13 protein-coding genes are annotated in these 21,531 nt (G+C 62.8%); 6 read left to right on the forward strand and 7 right to left on the reverse strand.

Going from position 1 to position 21,531, the window contains the following annotated elements; genetic code table 11:
• Positions 1-40 precede the first annotated feature (40 nt).
• From ACQK2L_RS01360 to ACQK2L_RS01380, 5 genes are all read right to left on the reverse strand, one after another.
• Positions 41-547, reverse strand: coding sequence for an Hcp family type VI secretion system effector (locus ACQK2L_RS01360; protein WP_425395134.1), 507 nt, complete (start codon positions 545-547; stop codon positions 41-43).
• 39 nt (positions 548-586) lie between these two features.
• Positions 587-955: a DUF4157 domain-containing protein gene (locus tag ACQK2L_RS01365; protein WP_425395135.1), complete on the reverse strand. Its 369-nt coding sequence runs from the start codon at positions 953-955 to the stop codon at positions 587-589.
• A 77-nt stretch (positions 956-1,032) separates the two neighbouring features.
• Complete coding sequence (gene tssC / locus ACQK2L_RS01370) at positions 1,033-2,502, reverse strand: type VI secretion system contractile sheath large subunit (RefSeq protein ID WP_425395136.1); 1,470 nt, start codon at positions 2,500-2,502, stop codon at positions 1,033-1,035.
• Positions 2,503-2,554: 52 nt separating this feature from the next.
• Positions 2,555-3,070 (reverse strand): type VI secretion system contractile sheath small subunit, encoded by a 516-nt coding sequence (tssB, locus tag ACQK2L_RS01375; protein ID WP_425395137.1) that lies wholly within the window; start codon positions 3,068-3,070, stop codon positions 2,555-2,557.
• Positions 3,071-3,125: 55 nt separating this feature from the next.
• A complete protein-coding gene (locus ACQK2L_RS01380) occupies positions 3,126-4,172 on the reverse strand; it encodes an ImpA family type VI secretion system protein (RefSeq protein ID WP_425395138.1) in 1,047 nt (348 codons plus the stop codon).
• 264 nt (positions 4,173-4,436) lie between these two features.
• On the opposite strand from ACQK2L_RS01380, the gene ACQK2L_RS01385 reads away from it, so the two are divergent.
• Together ACQK2L_RS01385 and ACQK2L_RS01390 are read left to right on the forward strand one after the other, a co-directional pair.
• Entirely contained in the window at positions 4,437-5,054 is a 618-nt protein-coding gene (locus ACQK2L_RS01385; protein WP_425395139.1) for a DotU family type IV/VI secretion system protein, read from the forward strand.
• Positions 5,055-5,106: 52 nt separating this feature from the next.
• Positions 5,107-6,729, forward strand: a complete 1,623-nt coding sequence (locus ACQK2L_RS01390) for a type VI secretion protein IcmF/TssM N-terminal domain-containing protein (RefSeq protein ID WP_425395140.1) — start codon at positions 5,107-5,109, stop codon at positions 6,727-6,729.
• 12 nt (positions 6,730-6,741) lie between these two features.
• Here ACQK2L_RS01390 and ACQK2L_RS01395 read toward each other — a convergent pair whose 3' ends face one another.
• Entirely contained in the window at positions 6,742-11,328 is a 4,587-nt protein-coding gene (locus tag ACQK2L_RS01395) for a carboxypeptidase-like regulatory domain-containing protein (RefSeq protein WP_425395141.1), read from the reverse strand.
• 54 nt (positions 11,329-11,382) lie between these two features.
• Positions 11,383-16,260: a VWA domain-containing protein gene (locus tag ACQK2L_RS01400; protein WP_425395142.1), complete on the reverse strand. Its 4,878-nt coding sequence runs from the start codon at positions 16,258-16,260 to the stop codon at positions 11,383-11,385.
• A 295-nt stretch (positions 16,261-16,555) separates the two neighbouring features.
• Here ACQK2L_RS01400 and tssI point away from each other — a divergent pair, with 295 nt between their 5' ends.
• Genes tssI through ACQK2L_RS01420 form a run of 4 tightly spaced genes read left to right on the forward strand, consistent with a single transcriptional unit; the run spans position 16,556 to position 21,506 of the window.
• Positions 16,556-19,909 (forward strand): type VI secretion system tip protein TssI/VgrG, encoded by a 3,354-nt coding sequence (gene tssI / locus ACQK2L_RS01405; RefSeq protein WP_425395143.1) that lies wholly within the window; start codon positions 16,556-16,558, stop codon positions 19,907-19,909.
• 28 nt (positions 19,910-19,937) lie between these two features.
• Positions 19,938-20,228, forward strand: coding sequence for a PAAR domain-containing protein (locus ACQK2L_RS01410; RefSeq protein ID WP_425395144.1), 291 nt, complete (start codon positions 19,938-19,940; stop codon positions 20,226-20,228).
• Positions 20,229-20,235: 7 nt separating this feature from the next.
• Complete coding sequence (locus ACQK2L_RS01415; protein ID WP_425395145.1) at positions 20,236-20,856, forward strand: DUF6931 family protein; 621 nt, start codon at positions 20,236-20,238, stop codon at positions 20,854-20,856.
• Positions 20,856-21,506: a hypothetical protein gene (locus ACQK2L_RS01420; RefSeq protein ID WP_425395146.1), complete on the forward strand. Its 651-nt coding sequence runs from the start codon at positions 20,856-20,858 to the stop codon at positions 21,504-21,506. Before ACQK2L_RS01415 ends, ACQK2L_RS01420 begins: the two co-directional genes overlap by 1 nt.
• The last annotated feature ends 25 nt before the right edge of the window (positions 21,507-21,531 follow it).

Here is a 21,531-nt window from a genome sequence, read left to right on the forward strand (position 1 = left end):
CACCTATTCCAAAGCCTAAGTGCGAGCCGCACGGCACGCACTAGATGGCCTTGTTTTCTTCCAGGTTCCAGCCAGCCTTGACCGGAGTATCCAGAGCACCCTTGTCCTTTTGGGGACGGTACTCGTAGCTGATCTTGGCGAAGGCCAGGGTCACCGTGTCCAAAGGCAAGGTGCTACCACCGCCACCGCTGGTGTTGTAGGAAGAGACCAAAACCTCTTCGAGCTTGATCTGATAGAATTCCTCCTGGCTGCCACCCGCTTTGCGAGCCACCAGAGTAGCTTCGCTGATGTGCTCACCCTTGGCACACGACAGGAATAGCTTGGGCGACGCCTTGCAGGCGTACATGGTGAACGTGAGGTCCTGCATGGTGACCTTGCCGCTACCACCGCCCGAGGTGTAAGGGATGCTGGCCGGCTGGCTTTCGCCCCAGTTGAAACCCAGGATCTGGATTTCCTTGGCGTGCTTCGAGTCCTTCGACTCGCCTTCGATGCCGTCGATTTTCAGGAAGTAGTCAATCGATCCACTGGATTTGTTTTCGTCGCTCATGCTACTGGTATCCTTTTGAAGGTTGGTGATTATGGAGTGCTAGTTGGCCAGAGGGGCAAAGCGGGCGCCCATGGTGTCGGCTTCTTTTTCGAGTGCAGGGTTGTCGTTCAGCTGCTTCACGTCGGCAATGTTGGTGACCGGCTTCACGCGTCCTTGCTTCTGCTGAACCACGTGCCACACTTCGTGCGCCAGGTGCTTTTCCTGGCCGGCGGCAATGTGGATGTCCGTGCCTTGAGCGTAGGCGTGCGCCTGCAACTGAGCGGGCTTGCTGCTGTTGTAGTGCACCCGCACGTCGCTGAGGTCTACCTTCGCAAAGTCCTCTATCGCCGACTTGAGCCGCGCAGGCAGGCCGTCGCCTTTCTGTGCGGCCGCTGAGTTCGCGGCAGGGGGAGAGTTCGACATACCCATGGCAATTCGCCCTTTTGATGGTTGGAAGCGGGCGTCCCCGGCGGTGGGCCGAGGACGCCGTGCTGCTTAAACGTCTTTTAGCCCTTCTTGGGAACCTCGGCCACCAGCCGCATCGACGCATTGAGCGTCTCGAGCTGGAAGTGAGGACGCAACCAGGCCACGGCTTCGTACCAACCCGGCTTGCCGGCCACTTCTCGAACCTCGACGGTCGCGTCGGACAGCGGGCACTTGGCCTTGGTCTCGTCGCCGGCCATGTTCGGATCGCAAACGTAGTTGCCGATCCAGTCGTTCAGCCACTTCTCGCATTGGGCGGCTTCGAGCATCGAGCCAACCTTGTCGCGAGCCATGACCTTCAGGTAGTGAGCGAAGCGCGACACGCACATCAGGTAGTTGATCTTCACGCTCAACTCGGCGTTAGCGTTGGCCAGCGGATCGAAGTAGGTCTTCTGCTTCTGAGTCGACTGGGCACCCATGAACACCGCGAAGTCGGTTTCCTTGGCGTGCAGCACAGGCAAGAAGCCGAGGTTCGACAGCTCGAATTCGCGACGATCCGAAATTGAGATCTCGGTCGGGCACTTCATGGCCACGTCGCCGTCGTCGGTGTTGAACGTGTGCACCGGCAGGCACTCGACCTTGCCGCCGCCTTCGACACCACGAGTCTTGGCGTACCAGCCGTACTTGCTGAACGCGTCGGTCACCCGGGCGCCGTAGGCCCAAGCGGCGTTCATCCACAGGTACTTGCTGTGGTCGCGGCCGTCGACAAATTCTTCGAAGTCGAACTCCTCAACCGGCTTGAAGTCCTTGCCATAGGGCAAGCGGCTCAAGACTCTTGGCATCACGAGAGCCACGTACCGCGAATCTTCCGAATCGCGGAACGAACGCCACGAAGTGTGAGCGGCGCTCTCGAAGATCTTCGCCAGGTCGCGAGGATTCGGCAGCTCGGTAAAGCTGGTCAGGTTGAACAGCTGAGGTGCGGCGGCCGAAATGAACGGGGCATGAGCACTCGCGGCAACGTTCGAAATCAAACGCAGCAGCGTGATGTCGCCGGGGTGACGGCTGAACTCGTAGTCACCGATCAACAGGCCGAACGGAGCACCGCCGAGCTGGCCGTACTCTTCTTCGTACACCTTCTTGAACAGGGCGCTCTGGTCGAACTCCACAGCCGACTCGAGGTCCTTCAACAGTTCCTTCTTGGTGACGTTCAGCACGCGGATCTTCAGCGAGGTGCCGGTCTCCGACTGGTGGACCAGGTAGTGAAGTCCCCGCCAGCTACCTTCGAGCTGCTGGAACTTCTCGTCGTGCATGATCTCGTTTAACTGGGCCGAGATCTTCTCGTCGATCTTGGCGATCCAGCTGTTGATCGTCGCAGCGGTGTCCTTCGACGTGACCTGATCGGGCTCGACCGCGTGGCGGATGAATTCGGCGAGGTAGTCCTTCTGAACGTCGCGCTCGGCGTCGTCGAGGGCACGCGAATTGGCAAGGATCTGGTCCAGCAAGCTCATCTCTTCAGTAGCTTCGCCGGCCGGTGCATCGGTAGTGGTGGCCATTTATGTTCTCCCGTGGCAGAATTTGTGTAATGAAGGGTGCGAAAGCAGGCGACTACTTGGTCTCTTCCTCTTCGGTGCCGAGCTCGCCAGCCAGCGACTTCGCTGCCTCGGGGTCGCCCAGTACTTCTTCCAGCAAACCGGTGTACGAGTCATTGCCTTCCATCGTGCTCAGCACCTGGCGAAGCTTGTTGCGAGCTTCCAGCAGCTTGTTGAGCGAGGGCACCTGCTTGGCCACGTTCTGCGGCTCGAAGTCGCTGATGTTGCCGAACGTCAAAGCCACCGACAGGTTTGAGTCTTCTTCGCCAGTCAGTCGATCGGGAACACTCATCGCCAAGCGAGGCTCGGCCTTCTCCAGCACTTCGTTGAAGTTGTCGCGATCGATCGGCACAAACTTGCGCTGCTTCAGCGGCTTCTGCTCGCTGGCGTTGTCGCCACTCAAGTCGGCCATCACGCCCACCACGAACGGAAGTTCCTTCTTCTCCAACGCCCCATTGGTCTCCACGTCGTAAGTGATCTGTACGCGAGGCGGACGTACGCGATCGAGAACATGTTGCTGACTTTCGCTCATGGCTTGTGTCCTTTGATGGGGAAGTGCTAAGTTGAAATCGGTTAGTATTTGGGCGTCATGCGAGTGGGGAGTGTCCATCGGAGTCGGCAATGCCAAACTCCCTATTGAGCTCCGAGAGAATGTTCTCCTCTCGGATGACTTGCTTCATTAACGCGGGAAACGGCAGTCGTCCCATTCGCACCGCGCGCTTTACCAGGTAAGGGATCGGGCTGTGAGGCTCCATGCCCCGCAAGCGGTCGGCCGCCTGATCCAGCAGGAAGTACAGCCCTTCGCGATCCAGTCGCAGCAGGTCGGTGTTCGGCGCGGCCGTAGGCATCTCGGCGGAGGGCTCGGTAGGTTGAGGGCTCTCGGCCGCAGGGCCAACTCCCAGCAGCGACAGCTCCGACGCGACCAACGTGTTCAGCTCGTCGAGCGCCGCACGCAAGTTGAGCAATGCGGGAGCTTCGTCGCCCATCCGCATCTGCAGCGAGTCGGAAAGTTGTTGCAGGTGGTCGCGGCACTGCTCGAGGGTGCTGGCCAGGTCGCGGAAGTACTCCGGCGGCACATTGGCCCGGAACACCGCCAGCGTTTCCTCGTCCTCCGCTTCGACCGATCGCTTGATTCGCACCAAGTCGTTGCAGCTCAGCGAGGGGGAAGTCCCCAGCAAAGGCTGCGAGCGGAGCGTGCTCGGAAAGCAAACGCCACGGTCCGGATCGTCCAGTAGATTCGCGATCGGAGTCGAGCGGTGCTCGTGAGAGTCGTCCTCTGGCACTGGCAGCAGGTTGCCCCAGTGCTCCTCGACAATCGTCGCTAGCTGCGCCAGTCCGTCGCGAAGCCCCGCGAGGCCCCGTAGTCGCAGCTGCGCTTCGATCGAGTGGCAAGCGATACGCAGGTCTTTGTTTTCTTCCGCCAGGGCCGCGCGGCAAAGTTCGTCGATGGCGGGCCAGTCGGCCTGCTTCAGCACGTCGGGACGCGTGGCGTCGTCGAAGTCGTGGGGCGACTCTTCTCGCCGCAGTTCCCGGAAGGTGGGAGCAAAGAAGTGGGTGTAGTAGTTCTCGTCCACAGCGCACGCCGTGCCCGCAGTGGGCTCGCAAAGCAGCGTATTGGCGTGCGGGTCGTGCATGGGAACGATGGTATGGGTTGTGGGCTTTGCAGCTAACGTGGGGACGATACCGCTACAGAAACAATGACGGTTGTGTCCGACAACAGTAGGTTACGGGTATGCACAGTGGTCACTGGTGGTGGAATTTTTTCGCTCAGCAGTGCAAGAAACGTCCGCGCCGCTAGTTGTGGCCTACGTTTCTCAAGCAGCCTGCCTAGAACTGGCTAGCGCTGCGCGAACGAATAACCGGCACAGCTGTCGCATTCGTCCCGTCGGAAGCTCCCTATGCCCGAGTCGTACCGCCAATCCGTCGATCGCCTGATCAATCACGCACTACGTGTGTGTGAAGCGCTGGAGGTACACGAGGAGCGGAACTTCGATCGCGAGCAAGCCGTCCTGCTAAACGGCCTACTGGCCCTGCCCGAGTCGACCTCCGGCCATCCCGACGACCTCGGCCCGCGATACGTGCTGGCTTGCTGGCTCGACGAGTTGTTCATTCATTACTCGCCCTGGGCTTCTCGCTGGAACGAAAACAAACTGGAAGACCGGCTGTACGGAGTGAACGATCGGGCGTGGGAGTTCTGGCGGCAGGCCCGAGTGGCCGAAGGACGTGGCGACGAGGAATTGTTGCGGACGCTTTACCTGTGCGTGGCGCTCGGATTTCGAGGTCAGTTGCGGGACGATCCACAGTCGCTCGAACAATGGATGGACCGCATGAAGGTCCGCGTCTCACGCTACGACGGCGCCGCCCGCAGCCTGGACGTGTTCGACAGAACGCCCCGCGCCCCGCAGGTGCTGACCGGCGATCGCGCGCTACGTCAGGCGGTCACCACGGCTGCGGTCGTGTTGTTGGCCTCCACGCCGGTGCTGACGTACGCCTTCCTTCAGTACCTACTACGCTAGACTTTGCCCCACCCGGCGACGATGCCCGTCGTCATCGACGAGAGAACAGGCCATGTTTCAACTTGCACTTAAGGCCGGTAAGTGGATCGGGCATGTCTTGGCTTTGCCCTTTACCACCATGTGGAAGCGCTCGTCGACGGGAGTGCTCTCGTGGCTGGCCCACGCCGGACTACTCGTGCTGGCGCTGGTCGGTTTGTGGTGGCTCAACCAATGGCTGCGGCTCGACATGGCGGTGCAAGCGCCGTCGCTCGTGCTGCGACAATTGTGGCTGCCGCTGATGTTCCTCGTCGCCTACGGCATGGCATGGTGCATCTGGTCGTCGTGGCTCGCCTGGCGTCAGCCCGGCCCGCTCTCGCCGTTTCCCGATATCCAAGAGGCTTGGAATGCCGCCCAATTGGGACTGGCCGAACACGATCTGTCGCTGACCGAGCTGCCGGTAGTACTGTTGCTGGGCACTACGACATCCAGCGAGCAAGATGTTCTGGCCTCCCTAGAAATCGATAGCTCCTTCGGCCCGCGACCCTCGCAGCACTCGGCTCCGGTCCGCGTGATGGCCGACGAGCAAGCGATCTACATCTCGGCGCCGGGCGTGTCGTCCGTGGCCGCCCAGACGGAGCGTTGGTACGAGAAGCGGCAGTTTGCACCGCAAGCGAAAGCCGCTTCGCAGAACGCAGGCGTCCAGAGCGAAGTCGCCTTGGTCGAACAAGCCATCCCAGCATCCCTGAAGGCAGCCTCCGCGGGGGGAGTGGCGACTGCCGAGGTGGTTCCGGCGACGCGGTCGGACTCCGACATGGGCGTCGACATCGATCAGGTGGAATCCCAGATTCAATCGGCGCTCGAAGGGGAAGGCGATTGGCTGTTCGAGTCGTGTGAAGACACACAGCGGGCCGAGGAAGTCACTCTCGTCGAGTCGACGATCTCTACCCAGACTTGCGACTCGATGCGTGCGCGTCTCGCCTACTTGGCGTCGCTCGTTCGAGAAGCAAGGCAGGGTCGGGCGCCGTTCGATGGCGTGTCGCTATTCGTGCCGGGTGACGCGCTGAGCACGTCATGCCGTGCGGACTTGATGTCGAGCCTGGTGCGTGGCGACCTCGATACCCTTTCGGACTCGTCTGGATCCATCGCTCCAGTGGTATGCGTGGTCACCGACCTGGACGACGTCGAAGGATGCAGCGAAGTCCTGCAGCGACTGCCCGCCTGCCGGCAACAACTTCTGCTTGGAAGCGAGTTGCCTCTGGAGAGCGGCGACGACGATCATCACCAGCCTATCGCCAGCAAGCTGGAGTCTATCGGAAGTGAGTTGATCCCCGCGCTGTGCAGTCGTCTATACGAAGTGGGCAACGCTCCGTCGAAGGCCAACCAGCGCTTGTTCTCGTTCCAGCACAACATGGCGCTCAGGCAGGCGAACCTCAACGCGCTGGTGGGCAACATCGCCACGAAGTGTAGGGCACACTGGTCGATTGCAGGTTGCTACCTCGTAGCCACGGGGCACTTCGACCCGGCCACTCGTGGATTCGGCGGCCGCGTGCTGTCGCGGCTGTTAGATCTCACCGGGCGCGCAAAGTGGACCGACAAGGCAATCGAAGCCGACCGCACGAATCGACGCTGGGCCAACTACACTTGGGGCACCGCAGCAGCCATTGGCGGCTTCGCCGTGCTGGTGTTGTTCATTTAGAGGGCGAGTGGCTCACAAGCTCAGCTCGAGCGACGCCTCGGCGGTCTTACCCTGTTCGACCTTCACCTTGGCGCTGCCAGTTCGCTGCGACTGGCTCTTCGTGCACCAGATGAGGTAGTCGCCCGGTTTCACGCCCGTGAAGCTGAAACTCCCTTTCGCGGTGCTCGTTGCCTTGGCGACCACCGACTTGTCGGCGGCACGCAGCTCCACCGGAAGCCCCGCCTGTGCTCGCCCGCCCTCGGTCACTTTGCCAGCGACCTGCCCGAGCGCCGCTTCGGCGGGCGTCTTGAGCAGCAGGTCGATGGTTGTGAACGAATTCAACCCGACTCCGTTCGTCACCATGGCGGTAATCTCCACCGAGGGCTGGTCGGCCGGCAGCGGCAACGTCGCCACCCACGTGTGTGGGCTTCCCGGATCGGCATGTGCCTTGATGAGCTTGGCGTCTTTGGGCGGCTGGTTATCGTCCGGGGTGCCGACAAACAGTTGTACCGATTCGACGCCGCTGAGGTTGTCCGTCGTGTCGATGCGGAAATTCGCCGGCGCGCCCGCCACTGCCGGCGCGACTGCCAGGACAAGGCTCGTGGGCCCCGCGGGTGAGCCATCCACGACCACTGGTTGCTCGTCCTTGGCAAGCACTTTGCCTTGCTGGTCGGTGAGCAGCACTTCCAGGCGGAAACGTCCCATTAAGCCGGTGGTGTCGATGCCGCCCGCCGCGTCGGCAATGGTGGCCGAGAGTTGCAGCCCGCCCTTCTTGGTTGGTTGTGCAACGATCCGGTCCGGCCGGGCACGACCTAGCGCCAACTGCCGCGCAGGTGCAAGCGAGGCGTTCGAGGCGGGGTACAATCGCGCTGCGATGCGGGTGCCGCGAGGAGCGGCTTGAACCTGTGTGGAGAACGCGAGGTCCGCTCCAGAGCGGACGAGCTCGGGGCTCGCCAGTCGGACGATGGGCTGCTCGAGCGGTCTCAGCAGGACCGACTCTCCGTCTGTTGGCACCCGGCACGCAAGGGAATAGGCCCTGGCCACTCCGTCCATCGTAACGTTCCACAGCAGCGACTCGTCGCTTTGCACTTCGGCGCTCGGCTTGAGCTTTGCAGTGACCTCGGCACGAGGGCGATCGGTCGACAGCACGGCCGCCATCTGACCGCCCGAGATGCTCACCGGCGCCGAGGTGCCGTTTGGATCGAGTGCAAGTTGTACGGAGCTCGAGTTCAGACCCGACGCGAGCAGCCGGACAGGCAGCCGTAGCGAGAAGCTCGCTCCATGGCGCTCGATCCAACCTTCCTCTAGTTCCACGTAGTCGAGGGGATTCAGTACGGTGAGTTCGCAACTGCGCGACAACAAGCTCTCCGAAGTCCCCGCGTCGCGTACCTCCAGTTGAAGGCTGTTAATGTCGAGCGGCCCTAGTTCTCCGCTCGCGGTGGCCCCTTGGAGAGCCGACTTCGTCTCGCCAGCCGGCAGCGTGATCGTGTTGGAGAAGACCGCACCACATGTGAAATCGACGGATACTTGTTGTTGGATCTTCGAGCGGTTTCGCAGAATCAAGTCGACTGCAAACGACGAGCTTGCTGGGGGAATCGCCATGATGCCATCGACAGGACGTTCGACGCCCGCAGCGGTGAGCGACGCCACGATTGGCGACGAGTGCGACACACCCGGCAATCGCAGCAAGTGGTACCTAATGGCGTGATCCGACGTCAGTTTTACCAGCACCCCTTCGATCGCCACCAGTTCTGCGTGAGCAGCGTCGGACGCAATAGTGAGGTCCAGATCGACAAGGCAACCGTCGCTGGCCTGCTTCACGTTGGTGGAGGTCTGCAGCGCCGAGTTAGGACACAGCACCTTGGCGGTGGGAACTGCCTTGCTGCCCGAGACGGCGAACTGCACGGCCGCGGTGGGATGTTGCTCGGAGAGTTCCGGTTGCGCGTCCGGTCCCACGATGTTCCATTGACTGTGTGCGGTCAGGTTGCCGCTGGCGATCCGCTGAGCGGCGGGGGCGTAGAGTGGCGCGGGCAGCGGGTTCACGGCCGCCGCGGTCAACCGAGCGTGCTCTCTTGTTGCCCAATCCGCTTCGAGCGAAGCCGCCAGCTGTGCACTGGGCCGATACTGATTTCCGCTGAACACGCCCTGCTGGTAGCCGGCTGGCATGATCCGGGCGACGCAGTCTTCGCGCCACAGGTCGCGAGGCGAGCTCGCCTGTTGGGCCGCCGTGCTGTACGCCTTGGCGAGCAAGTTGGATAGATCGGAGAGTTCGTTGATCTCCGCGGTCGGGCCAGCGCGCTCCAAGCGCTTGCGGAAGTCGGCCATTTCGAGCCCGCCCATCTCGCCGATCAGCAGGGCAAATTCCGCCTCGGCCCAGCCTTCGTGCGACCCGTCCGACGCCTCTCGGCGCGGCTTCATCGCTTTGCGAATCGTCGCCAGGTCGGATCGCATCGCCAACGCGTCGAGGCTGCTGGCTGCGCCGGCGTCGAATGTCTCCATCGCCTTCAAGAGCTCGAGTCGCTTGTCGAGCGGAACGAGAGGAGTTGCCAGCACCGCGTCGGCTACGCTTCGTTTAGTGATGCTGCCTTGCTTGAGTTCGGCAGCGAGCTGGTCGATGCTGGCCAGCTCGAGCTGCGTTTCCAGTTCCGCCAGATGTTGCGCGATCGAACTGGTGAGCTGTTCGACAATCGGCGCCTGATCGTTGAACTCTGCACGAAGCTCGGGAGAGAGCAGCTTGCAAAGTCGCTTGCTCTGTCGAGTGCACTCCTTCCATGCCGGCATGAGGGCAGGCGTCGCGCGGACTAGCGGCAGCACCGCGGGTAGCTCCGCGTACGCCCGATTGCGCATGCCGACCGCAGCGGCCGCGACCTTCTGCAAGTGTTCGGCTTGTTGATAGAGCGAAAGGGCCGCTTGCAGCTCACCGCGGGCGTGGTCGAGCGGTCCACAGCCCGGATTGAACACAATCACTTCGCCCTCCAGGCGATGCGCGCTGGCCGCGATGAGCAATCCTTCGACGTACGGCTCGGCGATTGGCAACCCACTGGCTCGTTCGCCGAGAAAGATCACTTGCATCGTGAGGCGCAAGTCGTCCTCGGTCAGCGCACTTTGAATGGCCAGCAAGTCGGCAAGTTCGCAAATCGCTGAGAGTTCAAGGTAGCTTCCCGCGTAGCCACGCTGCTGCAGGTAGTCAGCAGCCGCTGGCAAGCACACCGCGAGGCTAGCACTCGTGCTGGGCAGGGTCTCGACCAACGCCAGCAGCACCTCGGGCGGGGCGTGCTCGGCCAGTTGGCCTTCCAGGTTGGTTGTCAGCAGGGCGCGCTGCTTCTGGCGCGCCTTCGGATCGGCGATTGTGTCTAGCCTGTCGATACCAGCAAAGTAAACCTTCCAGGCGGCCAGCAGTTCTGGGTTCGGCACAAGACCGTTGGCCGACAGTCGGCCCAGGGACACGGGCTGCTGGCTGGTGGCGGTCAGCTTTTTCAGCAGTCGCTGCGCGGGGCCCCGCGTCGCGTCCCAGTACGCCTTGAGCGATTGCTCGTCGCCACAGTATCTCCAGCGGCGTTCCACCTCGAGCACCGTATCGTCGATCCGGCGAACCAGCAATGGATACGTATGCAGCATGTCTGCCGCCAGGCAGTCGTGGCGAAACTGCCACGCCTGGCGAAGCCAATCGGGATACTCCTCGACCTTCGCCTGGTAGAGTTGCGGCGGCTGCGAGTGGCGGTCGGCGGCCGTGAGCACGAAGTCGTCCGCGTCGCCGACCAACAGCGGGGTTTGGCGAGAGCTTGCGCACTTCTTCGACCACGAGTCGACCCGATTCGCCACATAAGCCGCAAGCTCCCGAGCCGAAACCCGACCATCGCTAACCGCCGACTCGTTGAACGCATCGGCCCAACCGCTTATGCCTTGCTCGAAGAAGTAACCAAACGACGTACGCCCCACGCCAGGCAACACGTGTGAATGTTGTCCAACGTCGCTGGAAAGGAGCACCAGTCGATCGGGATCCTCCACTTGCTCGAGCGCTGCTATCGCCTCCGCGGAGATTTCCTCGGGGAACAAACCCGCCTGACCCGACTCTAGCGCGGTCGAGATGTCGAGTACCAGCAGCTTTTGACTAGCCTGGTTGGCGGCCAGCAGCTTCAGCACTTCCACCAACGGCAGGCCTGCTTTGTGTGGGCTCAGCGGCACGTAGTCCTTGGTCAGCAGCACAAGCTGGCCCTTGTCGTCCACGCGTGCCAGCGCGGACAGGTACACCACCAGTGGCCGATAGGCGTCGATCGTCTCGGATTCCAACTGCCGGCGCAACATCGACGAGGACAAGCTTGGCTCGAACTGAAAGGTCTCGTCCGAGAAGTAGCCACCTTGCTCGATGGCGCGACGATCGTTGGCGCCCGCCAGGTTGTCCGGCACCAAGGGCGTTTCCAGGTGGGGCGACCAGGCGGCGATGAACTTGCACGGAGTCGGCGGGGCAATTTGCGTGGCGAAGGCCACCAAGGCGCCGAGCAACACACTAATGGCGAGCAGGTGAAACAGCACATGCCCCCTCGCACCGGAGGCTGCCCGCCGCTCGCGCGCGTACGCCTGCGCTTTGTGCGGGCCGGTCGAGATGGGCTCGGTGGGCATCGGGCGGTGCGAGTGAGGTGCTTGCCAACCGCCACATCCGTCCTGCAACGCTCGTTAGGGAGCAGAGGTGAACTCAATTGCCGGCGCGGGCGGGACTTCACCGGCGGAGGATGGACTCATCGGAATTAGTTCGGCGAAACTGCCGCTCCGCTCTGCTTTCGCTTTAAGTTCATCGATTCCAACGATTGCAACGCCCGTTACCAATTCGTCCAATTGCTCCGCATCTACCGGCCAGAACTGCGCCTTGTAACGCCCGATCTCCGGGTAGTAGTCGTGCTGCTCGCCCGCTGTCGAAAGTCCCTCCAACTGCACACGGAACAGCTTGCCCACCGGATGCGACAGCTCGACCGTGTAACAGGTCTGAGGTTTCAGGCTGCCATCGCTCGTGGGCAGCGGAGTCGACTCCACGGTCGCACGTACAAACTGCAGATGCGCGCCCTGCACTTCGCATTGCGTTCCAATCAGTCGACTGGCGGCTTCAAACTCGTATCCCGCACGCAGCTGCTTGGCAGCCCGCTGCGCGTCGGGGCTCGTCCACCAGACTCGCAGTTGAGGATAGAGCGGCGAGGTCTTCGCTTCGCCTGTCGGCGCCGCCAGGCATTTCCAGCAACTGGCGGGGTAGCCGTAGGCCGAGTTCCATTCGAGTGGCTGCGGCAACTCGGCTTGCTGCGAGCCGTAGTATTCGAGCCAGACGTCGCTACTCGTAGGCACCTGTAGCGCCTCGGTCTTGCTTCGTTTCAGTGGCTCTACCGCCACCACCATCTCCGTCGGCACCGCCAATCCTGCACGGTGAGTGAGCAAGGTGGCGTCGCCTTGCTTGGCGCCGCGATAGGCTGCCACTCTACGGTACGCGCCGGCGATGCTCACTCGGCGGAACGACTCTCCGCCGGCGGACGAGTAGGGTTCCATCAGCAGCGAGTCGCCTGCAGCGAGGTTGACCTGCTGACCGTCCGCCAAACGATAGAGTCCCGGCTCGACCAAGCGGGGAGCCAGCTTCTCGTTGGCTCGCGTCCGAGGAACCCGTACTTCAGGTCCCTTGGTGCGTGTGTCTTGCAGCACAACCTGGCCGCTGATGAGTGCAGCGCTGCGGAGCGATGCTCCCAACGAGGTCGTTTCGTTGGCCTCCCAGTATTGTCCAGGTGGGTCGAGCTGGTCGAGGAACGCGAACTCCTTTCGCAGCAGAGCCTGCTCGTTGGGTCGGCCGTGGATGCCGACAACATTCAGGGAGATACCGGTACCCGCCAGCGCATTGCCGAGCACTTGACCAAGTTCGCTGGAACTTGCGTCTCCGGTGGCGGGGCTCAAGCGATTGTCCGCCCCGTCGGTAAGCACCACCATTGTTTTCGCGCCGTTCAGCGGCAATAGGTCCTGCCGAGCGGCCAGCATGGCGCTGGCGACCGGTGATTCGTTCCAGGGCTCGATGTCATTGAGCAGGGTGATCAGCTCGTCGAGTACCTTGGTGTTGCTGCTATCCCAAACGGTTGGGCGCATCAGTTGGTGAATGGTCTGTTCCGGAGCCGTCACAGTCTTTTGCGGCCCCAAGGCTTCGCCGAACACCCACACGCTCACCTGCACTCCGTCAGGCAATTGTTGCATCAACTCGCGCAGCGCACGGACTGCCTGCTCGTACTTGAAAGTCTTGCCGTCCGGCGTGCGGCCCATGCTGCCCGATCCGTCGACGACCACCGTGACCGCATAGTCGCCGGGGTTCACAGTGCTTCGATCCGATCGATCCACCACCGCTACGGCCGCCTTCGCTGGGCGCGGAAGCCGCTGTGCGCGGTACCGGGGCGAGTGATAAATGTCCGTGGGAATCTCTACCGCGGCCATATGCCCGCGGTAGAACGCGTGGAGCGTTGCCGAACTGGTCGACGGTGCGGCGAACGCCGGCGCGGTATCGGTGGTGGATCGCTGGACAACCACGCTCGAAGTGTTGGTCGTTCCCGATAGCGGCATCGGCAACACCAGCCGGCTCTGCTGCGCGGGAGATATGGACTTCAAACCAGGCCCCGGATCGCACCACACGAAGGCCCGCCCGCCACCGGAATGCGTTGCCTCAAGCTGCAATCCCACTGGCGGGCTGGACTCTCCAATCAGACGAATGGGCTCGAACGCCGTGTCACTGTGGGCGTTGTGAATCGTGAACTTCCACGGTTGGATGGCAAGCTGCTCCAGCCGATCGATCGGCTCGGACCGCCCGAACCAAGTTCGCGCCACCACCAGGTACGCCTTGGCCGCTTCCTGGAAGTAGGGGGCGGCCGCCGGGCTGTCGCCATTCCAGCACCCAGCCAGCACCCGCCTCGCCAGCAGTTCCGTGTAGCAGCCGCGCGACAGCCTTTGAGTTTCCACGTCGGTGTCGGGCAGGTTCTCGTTGGTCTGGCAGAGCAACAGGTGCTGCGACCAACTGCGAAGGTCGATCCAGTCAACGAGCGGTTTACCAGTCGACTTGGCCATCTCGACCAGCGTCGCGTCGTACTGCTGCGCACTTTGCCGCCGCGCGGCGATCAGCTCGGTGCCCAACTTGAGATTCTCTGCGAGATTGCCGTACTGTTGCGGACGGTCTTCGATGCCCCTTAGGGCGTCGGCCGTGTCGGCGCTCAGATAACCGTTGGCCTTGAGCAACTCTGGGGCATAGGCCGCTGCGGCCAGTCGGAGCCGTCGCGTCGCCGAGTCCAGCACTGCCTGGGTATGGGCGGTCGCTGGAACGACTTTCATCTGTATTGCCTTGGCCGATCGTGAAGCGGAGTTCGTGGGCCGCGCGGTCATCAGCAGTCGCAAGCGGCTCTCCATCTCCAAGCTCGGCACTAGGAGTGCGGCACGGCGATTGTTCCAAAACACGGGCCCGGATTTCGAATCGAGCGATTGACGCCACTTGCCATACGCCGACTGCACGCCTGCGAACGCCTGCTGCAGTTGGTCGGACTGCTGCGCGATATCTTTCTCCAATTGCGTGGCGGTATGCTGTTGTTCGGGAGTTGTGGGTGCCTGCCGAATTTGCTCCAGCGCAGTGTCCAGTTGGTGATCCAGTTGCCAAGCGGTGATGAGCGACTGAGTGACCGGCGCGATCTGGTCGGCCGATTCGTCGAGATCCTGCCAGACGTTCGCCCACCAATCGGTATACCTCGGCAGCGCTGCAGCCACTTCGTCGTGCGTTGTAACCGCCGCGTAGATCCGCTCGATGCGCTGTTGATAGTCGTCGTACTGCTGTTCGACCAGTTTGTACTCTTGCAGCACCTGGTCGACGTTCACCGGCGAGGCGAACAGGCGATCTTCGGCCGCGTTTCGTCTGCGGTCGAGTTCAAGCAAAGCCGTTTCAACCCAAGGCAGCACCGCACGGACGTGCAGCCCGCTGCTGTGGCTGGCGTCGAGCACCCGATCGGCTTTGACGCGGCATCGAATGGCCGACCGCAGCAGCGGGTCGAGTTCCGACGACCGCGAACTTGCTGGCAAGTGCCGATCGAGCATGACAACGAAATGCACCGTGCTCGGGCGTGGACTGGTAGGATCGTCGCTCAAGCGAATGATCTCCGCCGCATGCGATAGCGACTCGCTTGGCGACTGTAGCACGCTCGAAATCACGCTGCGATGCACGTACCAGCGGAGCGTATCGGCTGGCAGCTTGGCCTGTTTCTGTAGCGCCGCCCATCGAGCGGCCAACTGCGCCACGGGCGCTTGCCACAATCCCTCGACGAGCGGAGTCACCTCGGGCGGTAGGGCGTCGGTAGGTGCAGGGCCCGCGAGCACGTCCCAGGCAAGATTGTGTCGCACCGCCACTCGCTCCAATCCGGTGCGGCTGACCTGCAGCCTGGCTCGCAATTGAGCGACCGCATCGTCGTTGCCAGCCAAGGCAAACTCTTCGAGTCGCAAGAGAAGTCCCAGGTGTTCGTTCCACGCGTGCGGAGCGACCGACTCGGGACGCTGAAGTTCCGTGCGCAGCGCTTCGGTGGCGACCCACTCCGGCGCTACGGTCTGATCCCATTGGATGGTCGGCGTGGGCGGCGTTGTTGTTTGTGCTCTCATGGCAAGTGCCACTGGCATCGCCTTGGCTCGCTCGCGGCCTAGCGTGCCTTCTGGCAGCAGCAACGGCTGCTGTAGCGAATGGGCGTGGGTCTGCGCCCAACTGTTCACTCGGTCGGAAACGTACTCGTAGGCCTCTAGCGCCGTGATTCGCCCATCGCGATCCGTGTCGGTCGCCTGCCCCGCAAGCGCCCGGACCGTGTGGCAACCAAAGCTGGTTCTCCGTTCGGGCTGATTGATCCAGGATCGCTGCCCTGCCGACGACGAGCAAACGACCACCAGGTTGGGCACTTCCCGAATCGTCGAGTCGAGTTCCGCTAAACTCTCCGCAAACGTGTTCGACGCGACGCCCAACCGCCACATCCCGCGGAGCGTGGTGACGTCGAACACGACGAGTTTCCTTTGCTCGGCGGGCAAGCGGCTAAGCTCGTGGAACAAGCCGTCCAGGCGAATGCGATCCGAGTCGTCGCCAAGTCCCACCGCGTCGTCGGCCAACAAGTAAGGCCCGCGATCGTCAGCAGCGCCGTGCATCGACAGATAGACGATCGTGTCGTGCGTCGTGGCGTCCTTGAAGGCCGAGCTCCAATCAAAGTCCCTCGTCACCTTCGTGGGTGTATCCCTCGAGAGGTGCAGGAACCTGCCGTAGAACTGTTGAGGGTCGCCGTCGCTACCTGTCTGGCAGAGGTCCTCGAGCGTGTTCCATCCAAACGCATTGGGCGGTACTGCTAGGGTCTGCTCGTACGAACTACCCAGCATCACCAGCTCAACCGTTGGCGGTGGATTGAGCAGCGTTACACCGCCCACCCAGCATGCCAGTAGCACCAACAGCGCAGCCGCGCCCACGCCTACGTATTGCAGGCGGCGACAGCGATGCCGAGTCATGGCGGTGGTGTTGGACGGGCTGGTCCGTGACATCGGAACTTTCTGGGGTTAATAAGTAACGGAGTACCGGCGTTGAACTCTAGCTTCCTGCGAGTTTTTCGAAGCCGCCGCGGCGGGCAATTTCTGGCAGAACCTGCCGGCAAGCAGCACAACTGTCACGCCATGCAGAACCACAACGACCCTCGCATGCGGACTCACCCGCAAGCGCTTCGCACGGCGCACGGTTTTCGCAATCCTCCGAGGTGATTCCTGATTTCGGGCGATTTGGCAGGCCGATGTTCCTTGGGTACAGCGCGCCGGCATCACGCCACCCGTCCCACCTGAAACCATGTCCGATAGCGAAGGCAATTCGACGAGCCGTCCCCTGCGCCTCACATGCGCCTGGGGCGACGATCCCGTGTTGGTGCAGGTGCGGGGCACCGAGGCCATCTCGCACCCTTACCGCTTCGAACTTTCGTTCGTCGCCGAGTCGGACACGCTCGACTTCGCCGAGTTGTTGGGCACCTCGGCCACCGTGCAGGTCGATCTGCCGTCGGGCGAAAGCCGCAAGTGGAACGGCATCGTCACTTCGTTGCACCAGGCGGGGCGGGACGAGGAGTTCTGCCACTACACCGCCACGCTCGAGCCGCAGTTCGCGCTCTTTCGGCTGCAAAGCAACTTCCGCATCTTCCAAGATGCCACGGTCGAGTCGATTCTCCGCGAGGTGTTCGGCGACTTGGAGGTGGACATCAACCTCACCAAGTCGCACTCGACGCGTAACTACTGCGTACAGTACGGCGAGACCGATCTGGCGTTCGCCAGCCGCGTGATGGAAGAGGAGGGCATCTTCTACTACTTCACGCACACCGACGATAGTCACAAGCTCTGCCTTCGCAACGATTCGACCCAGCTCAGCGACTTCGACGCGCTCGACGACGTACCTTACACTAAACTCGATGGCGGCGTGACGGACGAGGCCTGCGTCCGCACGTGGGAGAAGACGCAAAACCTGGTGTCGACGTCCGTTGCGTTGCGCGACACGCACTTCCAGGACACCGGCGAGCCGTTCGAGACCGAGCAGGCGATTGGTTCCGACACCAAGGTGTCGATCGGGACCGCCTCGCACGCGATCAATCCCACCGACACCACGTGGCAAGCGTATCAGTACCCCGGTCGCTACGTGTCGTGGGCGGACGACGTTGGCGCCGACCTCTCGGCGCGTCAGCAGGTGACGAACATTGCCGACGCGGCCAAGCAAGCGGCCCAGCTCCGCGCAACCGCGTTGCAGAATAGCGCCTTGGAGATCCACGGCACCAGCGATCTGCTGTTGCTCACCGTGGGCGGCAACTTCACGCTCGCGGGTCACTTCAACGCCGACGGGGCGTACCTGGTGACGCGCGTCGAGCACCAAATCGACTTGGGCATCGGCAAACAGTCCGCCCCGAACGACAGCCCGCTGCACTACGCCAACCAGTTCGCCTGCATGCCCTCCGACTCGTCGTACGTACCGGCGCGGACGGTCGCCAAGCCAGTGATCAACGGCGTTCAACCGGCGTTCGTTGTCGCCGAGACCGACGAGCAGCAACTGTACGACAAGTACGGCCGCGTGAAAGTGTGGTTCCCCTGGGACCGCCGCGAAGGTCCGACCGTCGAAGACCTGGACGGCGACGACGACGAGCAAGCCTCCGACGACAGCGCCGAGGGCGATGAGAACGCGTCGATCAAGGCTTCGCAGCGCTCGTGTTGGATACGCGTCGGACAAATTTGGGCGGGGCCTCGCTGGGGTGCCTTTTTCTGGCCGCGTTCGGGGCACGAAGTGCTCGTGGCGTTCGAGCATGGCGACCCCGATCGGCCGGTGATCGTGGGCAACGTTTACAACAGCCGCAACATGCCACCGCTCGACATGCCCGACCAGGCGCACGTGAGCGGCATTCGCTCCTGCAGCGTGAACGGCAACCCGGCGGCCAACTTCAACGGCATTAGCTTTCACGATGAGCTGCAGAACGAGCACCTCGAACTGCATTCCGAGTCGCACGCGGTCCAGTGCTGCGAGGAGAGCAATCACAGCTTTGTCCGCGGCACGTCGGTGCGGGTGTTCGGCACCATGTACAGCGCCCTGACGAGCGGCGGCGGTGGCGGCCCCGCCGCTGATAGTTCGACAGAAGAGTCGACCGAGGACGACTCGTCCGAAGACGACCAATCCGCCGGCCAGCTTGTCAACTCGCTTGGCCAAAAGTGGGACAAGTCCAAGGGTTGGAGCAAGAAGTGGTTGGCCGCGGGGTTCGAGTCCGACATTCAAGTCACGCTTGGCCACGCGGCCAGTGTGATCGGTGGCTTCCCGCTCGGCACCGCCAGCGAGGTAGTCCAAGGCGGCAAGCTTGGTGTGATCCTCGATCCGTCGGGTTGGATCTCCGACGACACCGCCCAGCAGATCCAGGACCTGATCGTGCCGATGGGCGAAACGTCCGGCGTGTTTGGCTCCAAGCGGGCGCTGCACTACGGGCCGGCGACGACCATCCGCCACGGTAGCGAGATCGTCCGCCGCAGCAGCGACGCGTTCGACACCAGCAACCCTCGCACCGCCTGGGTGGCAGGCATCGCTACCGTGTCGACCGCGCTCACGCTGCTCGGATGGCGGCTGCAGAAGGACGACCCCACTGTGTGGGAAAACCTGGTGCGGGCGCTTGGGCCGCGCGGTGCGACGGGCGTGTTGTTCAATCTGTTGGTCGAGTACGAGAAGGCGTGCGGCGAGTGCGACGCTGGCGAGGAGACTCAAAACGAAGCCTCCAGCCTCACCACGCAAACCGACTCGCTCGACAGCAACTACCAGAGTCTGCTGCTCGACTTGGCCTCGTCGTTCACCGACCGCGGTTCGGCCCTCTCGTCGACCGGCGCCTCGGACCAAGCCCAGGCTACCAGCGACGCGAGCAACGTAGGAGACACTTCGTCGTTCGCTAGTTCCGCCGAGGACGAAGGGGAGGACGAAGACGAAAACTCCGGGGACGACTCGTCGGACGACGAAAACGCCGACTCCGGCGGGCCGAGCGACGACGACTCCGGCACCGTCTCGACCGACGACGTTGCCTTCGGGCCCGACGATGCGAACGTCTACCAATCGTACGACGGACTGGCGGCCACTAGCGCGCGTCATCTGTCGTTCCGCGCGCGGTCGACCGACGAAGACGACACCGACGCTTCGCTCATTCACCTCGACGCCCAAGGTGGCGACGACCAGGACAACGGAGTCGTCGCGATCAACTCCACCGGCCAGGCGACCATCGTCTGCGGCCCCGCCAGCTTCCAGATGCGGCGTTCCAGCACCACCGGCCAGGTGAGCGTGCGGACCGGCGACGAAGGGTACATCAAGCTTGCGAGCGGGCCCTCGGATAGCGGAAGCAACGCGACGTTTGACCCCGATTCGATCACGCTGAACATCGGCGGCGACTCGGGTTCCACCGTGTCGATGAGCTCCGACAGCCTCAAGCTTTCCTTTGGCGACTCCACGAGTATCGAACTCAGCTCCTCGGGCATCACGTTGACATGTAGCAGCAGCAAGTTCGTGCTGAGTTCGTCGGACCTCTCCGCGTCGGCCGAAAACATCACCCACGAGGCCAGCACCACCTTGACGCAAAACGGAACCAACGTGGACATCGAAGCCTCGGGGCAGGCGACGCTCAAGGGCGCGATGACCATGATTAACTAAGGCACCTCCTTTCTCTGGAAGAACTCCCATGGGATCCCCCGCCGCCAGAACCACCGACATGCACACCTGCCCGATGACAACAGGTACGGTACCTCACGTGGGAGGCCCGTTGATTGGTCCGGGTTGCTCGACCGTGCTGATCGGCAGCTTGCCGGCCTCCGTGGTGGGCGACTCCGCGACCTGCGTCGGCACACCGGACTCGGTAGCCATGGGGAGTTCCACGGTCATGGTGGGCGGAACGCCTGCGGCGCGTATGGGCGACACCACCTCGCACGGCGGAAGCATCGTGGCGGGCGAAGCGACGGTTCTGATTGGATAGGTGATTCATGATTGCACAATCCGCCAAAACCCAACGAAAGCTCGCCGCGCCGGTCGTTGATGACCCGACGCCACGCATTGCGAACGACCTGGTTCGTTGCTGCAAGCCGTGCCGCGAGCTAGCTACGCAACTCGACGAGTATCCATCGGCCGATGCGTTGTTCGCCGAGTTGGTCGACGCCGGCGAACTCGCCCGCGCTACCCGACTGGCTGGGCATTGGCTCTCGAAGCGGAAGTCGGTGTGGTGGGCCACGCTTACGGTGTGGTGGAAGCTGCGCGAAGCGGGTACTCCTGCGGAAAAATTGCTCATCGATACAATCGTCCAATGGGTGCTCGTGCCGAGCGACGAACTACGTCGCACCGCGGGTCAGCTGGCGAACCAACTGCCGAAGAACTCCTCGGCAGCACTCGTGGGTCACGCGGTGTTTTGGTCCGAGGGCTCCGTGGCCCCGGCGAACTGTCCGCCGGTCGAGCCGCCCAGTCACCTGACGGGCCACTTTGCGACCAGTGCAGTGATTCGCGCCGTCGGCACCGACCAGGCAGCGCAGCGCCAAGCGCTGCGGTTCGCGGCCGAGACGCGCTACGCCGACGAGCCGTGGACCATCGAAGCCACAGCGGAGGACAAGTAATGTCAGTAGTTGTCACCAAGCGATCGATCCCTTTCATTCCTCAGCGAACCATCGAAGGCCACTGGCGCACGTGCGGTGCGGCGGCGCTCGCCATGGGGTACGCTTCGTTCGGACTCGACGTTCCGCTCGAAGACATCTGGCCGCGACTCTCCTTGGGACTGTCGCGCGGCGAAGCCGTGGGCTCTCACCGCCTGGCCGCCGACGCGCTCGCGCGTGGAATGTCGGCCGTGGTGCTGAGGGCGCGCGATCCTTCGGTGGCGCTCGAGACAGTGCTCAAGTCCCGCCGGGTTTGCATCGCCAACCACCGCTTGGACAACGAGTCCTTCGATGGTCACTTCTCGGTGGTGGTCGACGCCGACGAGCAGCATGTGGTGGTCCATAATCCATACTCCATCGCGTACGAGCGTATTCATCGCGCTACTTGGCAGTCGCTCTGGGGCAGCGAGACGCAGCTCGGCGAGCACAGCGGGTACGTGCTGGTGGCGATGGCTCCGCCGGAACTCACGCCCGACTGCGACGAGCTGATCTGCCCGCGCTGCCGGACGATCCTGCCGCTGGCGAGCGACTTGGGCGTCTCGGCCGGCGAGTGGGACGACTGCTGGGAGTGCTTGTTCTGTGCGTTCTGCGATGCGTCGCTTCGTTGCGGGTAGTGTGTACATACTAGAGGGTCGATTT

The organism is Aeoliella sp. (assembly GCF_965227375.1).
GTDB lineage: Bacteria > Planctomycetota > Planctomycetia > Pirellulales > Lacipirellulaceae > Aeoliella.

Excerpts from the sequence above, each read along its gene's own strand:
- tssC (WP_425395136.1), bottom strand. The coding sequence starts at position 2,502 with ATGGCCACCACTACCGATGCACCGGCCGGCGAAGCTACTGAAGAGATG.
- ACQK2L_RS01415 (WP_425395145.1), top strand. The coding sequence starts at position 20,236 with ATGATTGCACAATCCGCCAAAACCCAACGAAAGCTCGCCGCGCCGGTC.
- ACQK2L_RS01365 (WP_425395135.1), bottom strand. The coding sequence starts at position 955 with ATGGGTATGTCGAACTCTCCCCCTGCCGCGAACTCAGCGGCCGCACAG.
- ACQK2L_RS01380 (WP_425395138.1), bottom strand. The coding sequence starts at position 4,172 with ATGCACGACCCGCACGCCAATACGCTGCTTTGCGAGCCCACTGCGGGC.
- ACQK2L_RS01400 (WP_425395142.1), bottom strand. The coding sequence starts at position 16,260 with ATGTCACGGACCAGCCCGTCCAACACCACCGCCATGACTCGGCATCGC.
- ACQK2L_RS01420 (WP_425395146.1), top strand. The coding sequence starts at position 20,856 with ATGTCAGTAGTTGTCACCAAGCGATCGATCCCTTTCATTCCTCAGCGA.
- ACQK2L_RS01390 (WP_425395140.1), top strand. The coding sequence starts at position 5,107 with ATGTTTCAACTTGCACTTAAGGCCGGTAAGTGGATCGGGCATGTCTTG.
- ACQK2L_RS01410 (WP_425395144.1), top strand. The coding sequence starts at position 19,938 with ATGGGATCCCCCGCCGCCAGAACCACCGACATGCACACCTGCCCGATG.
- ACQK2L_RS01395 (WP_425395141.1), bottom strand. The coding sequence starts at position 11,328 with ATGCCCACCGAGCCCATCTCGACCGGCCCGCACAAAGCGCAGGCGTAC.
- ACQK2L_RS01360 (WP_425395134.1), bottom strand. The coding sequence starts at position 547 with ATGAGCGACGAAAACAAATCCAGTGGATCGATTGACTACTTCCTGAAA.
- ACQK2L_RS01385 (WP_425395139.1), top strand. The coding sequence starts at position 4,437 with ATGCCCGAGTCGTACCGCCAATCCGTCGATCGCCTGATCAATCACGCA.
- tssI (WP_425395143.1), top strand. The coding sequence starts at position 16,556 with ATGTCCGATAGCGAAGGCAATTCGACGAGCCGTCCCCTGCGCCTCACA.
- tssB (WP_425395137.1), bottom strand. The coding sequence starts at position 3,070 with ATGAGCGAAAGTCAGCAACATGTTCTCGATCGCGTACGTCCGCCTCGC.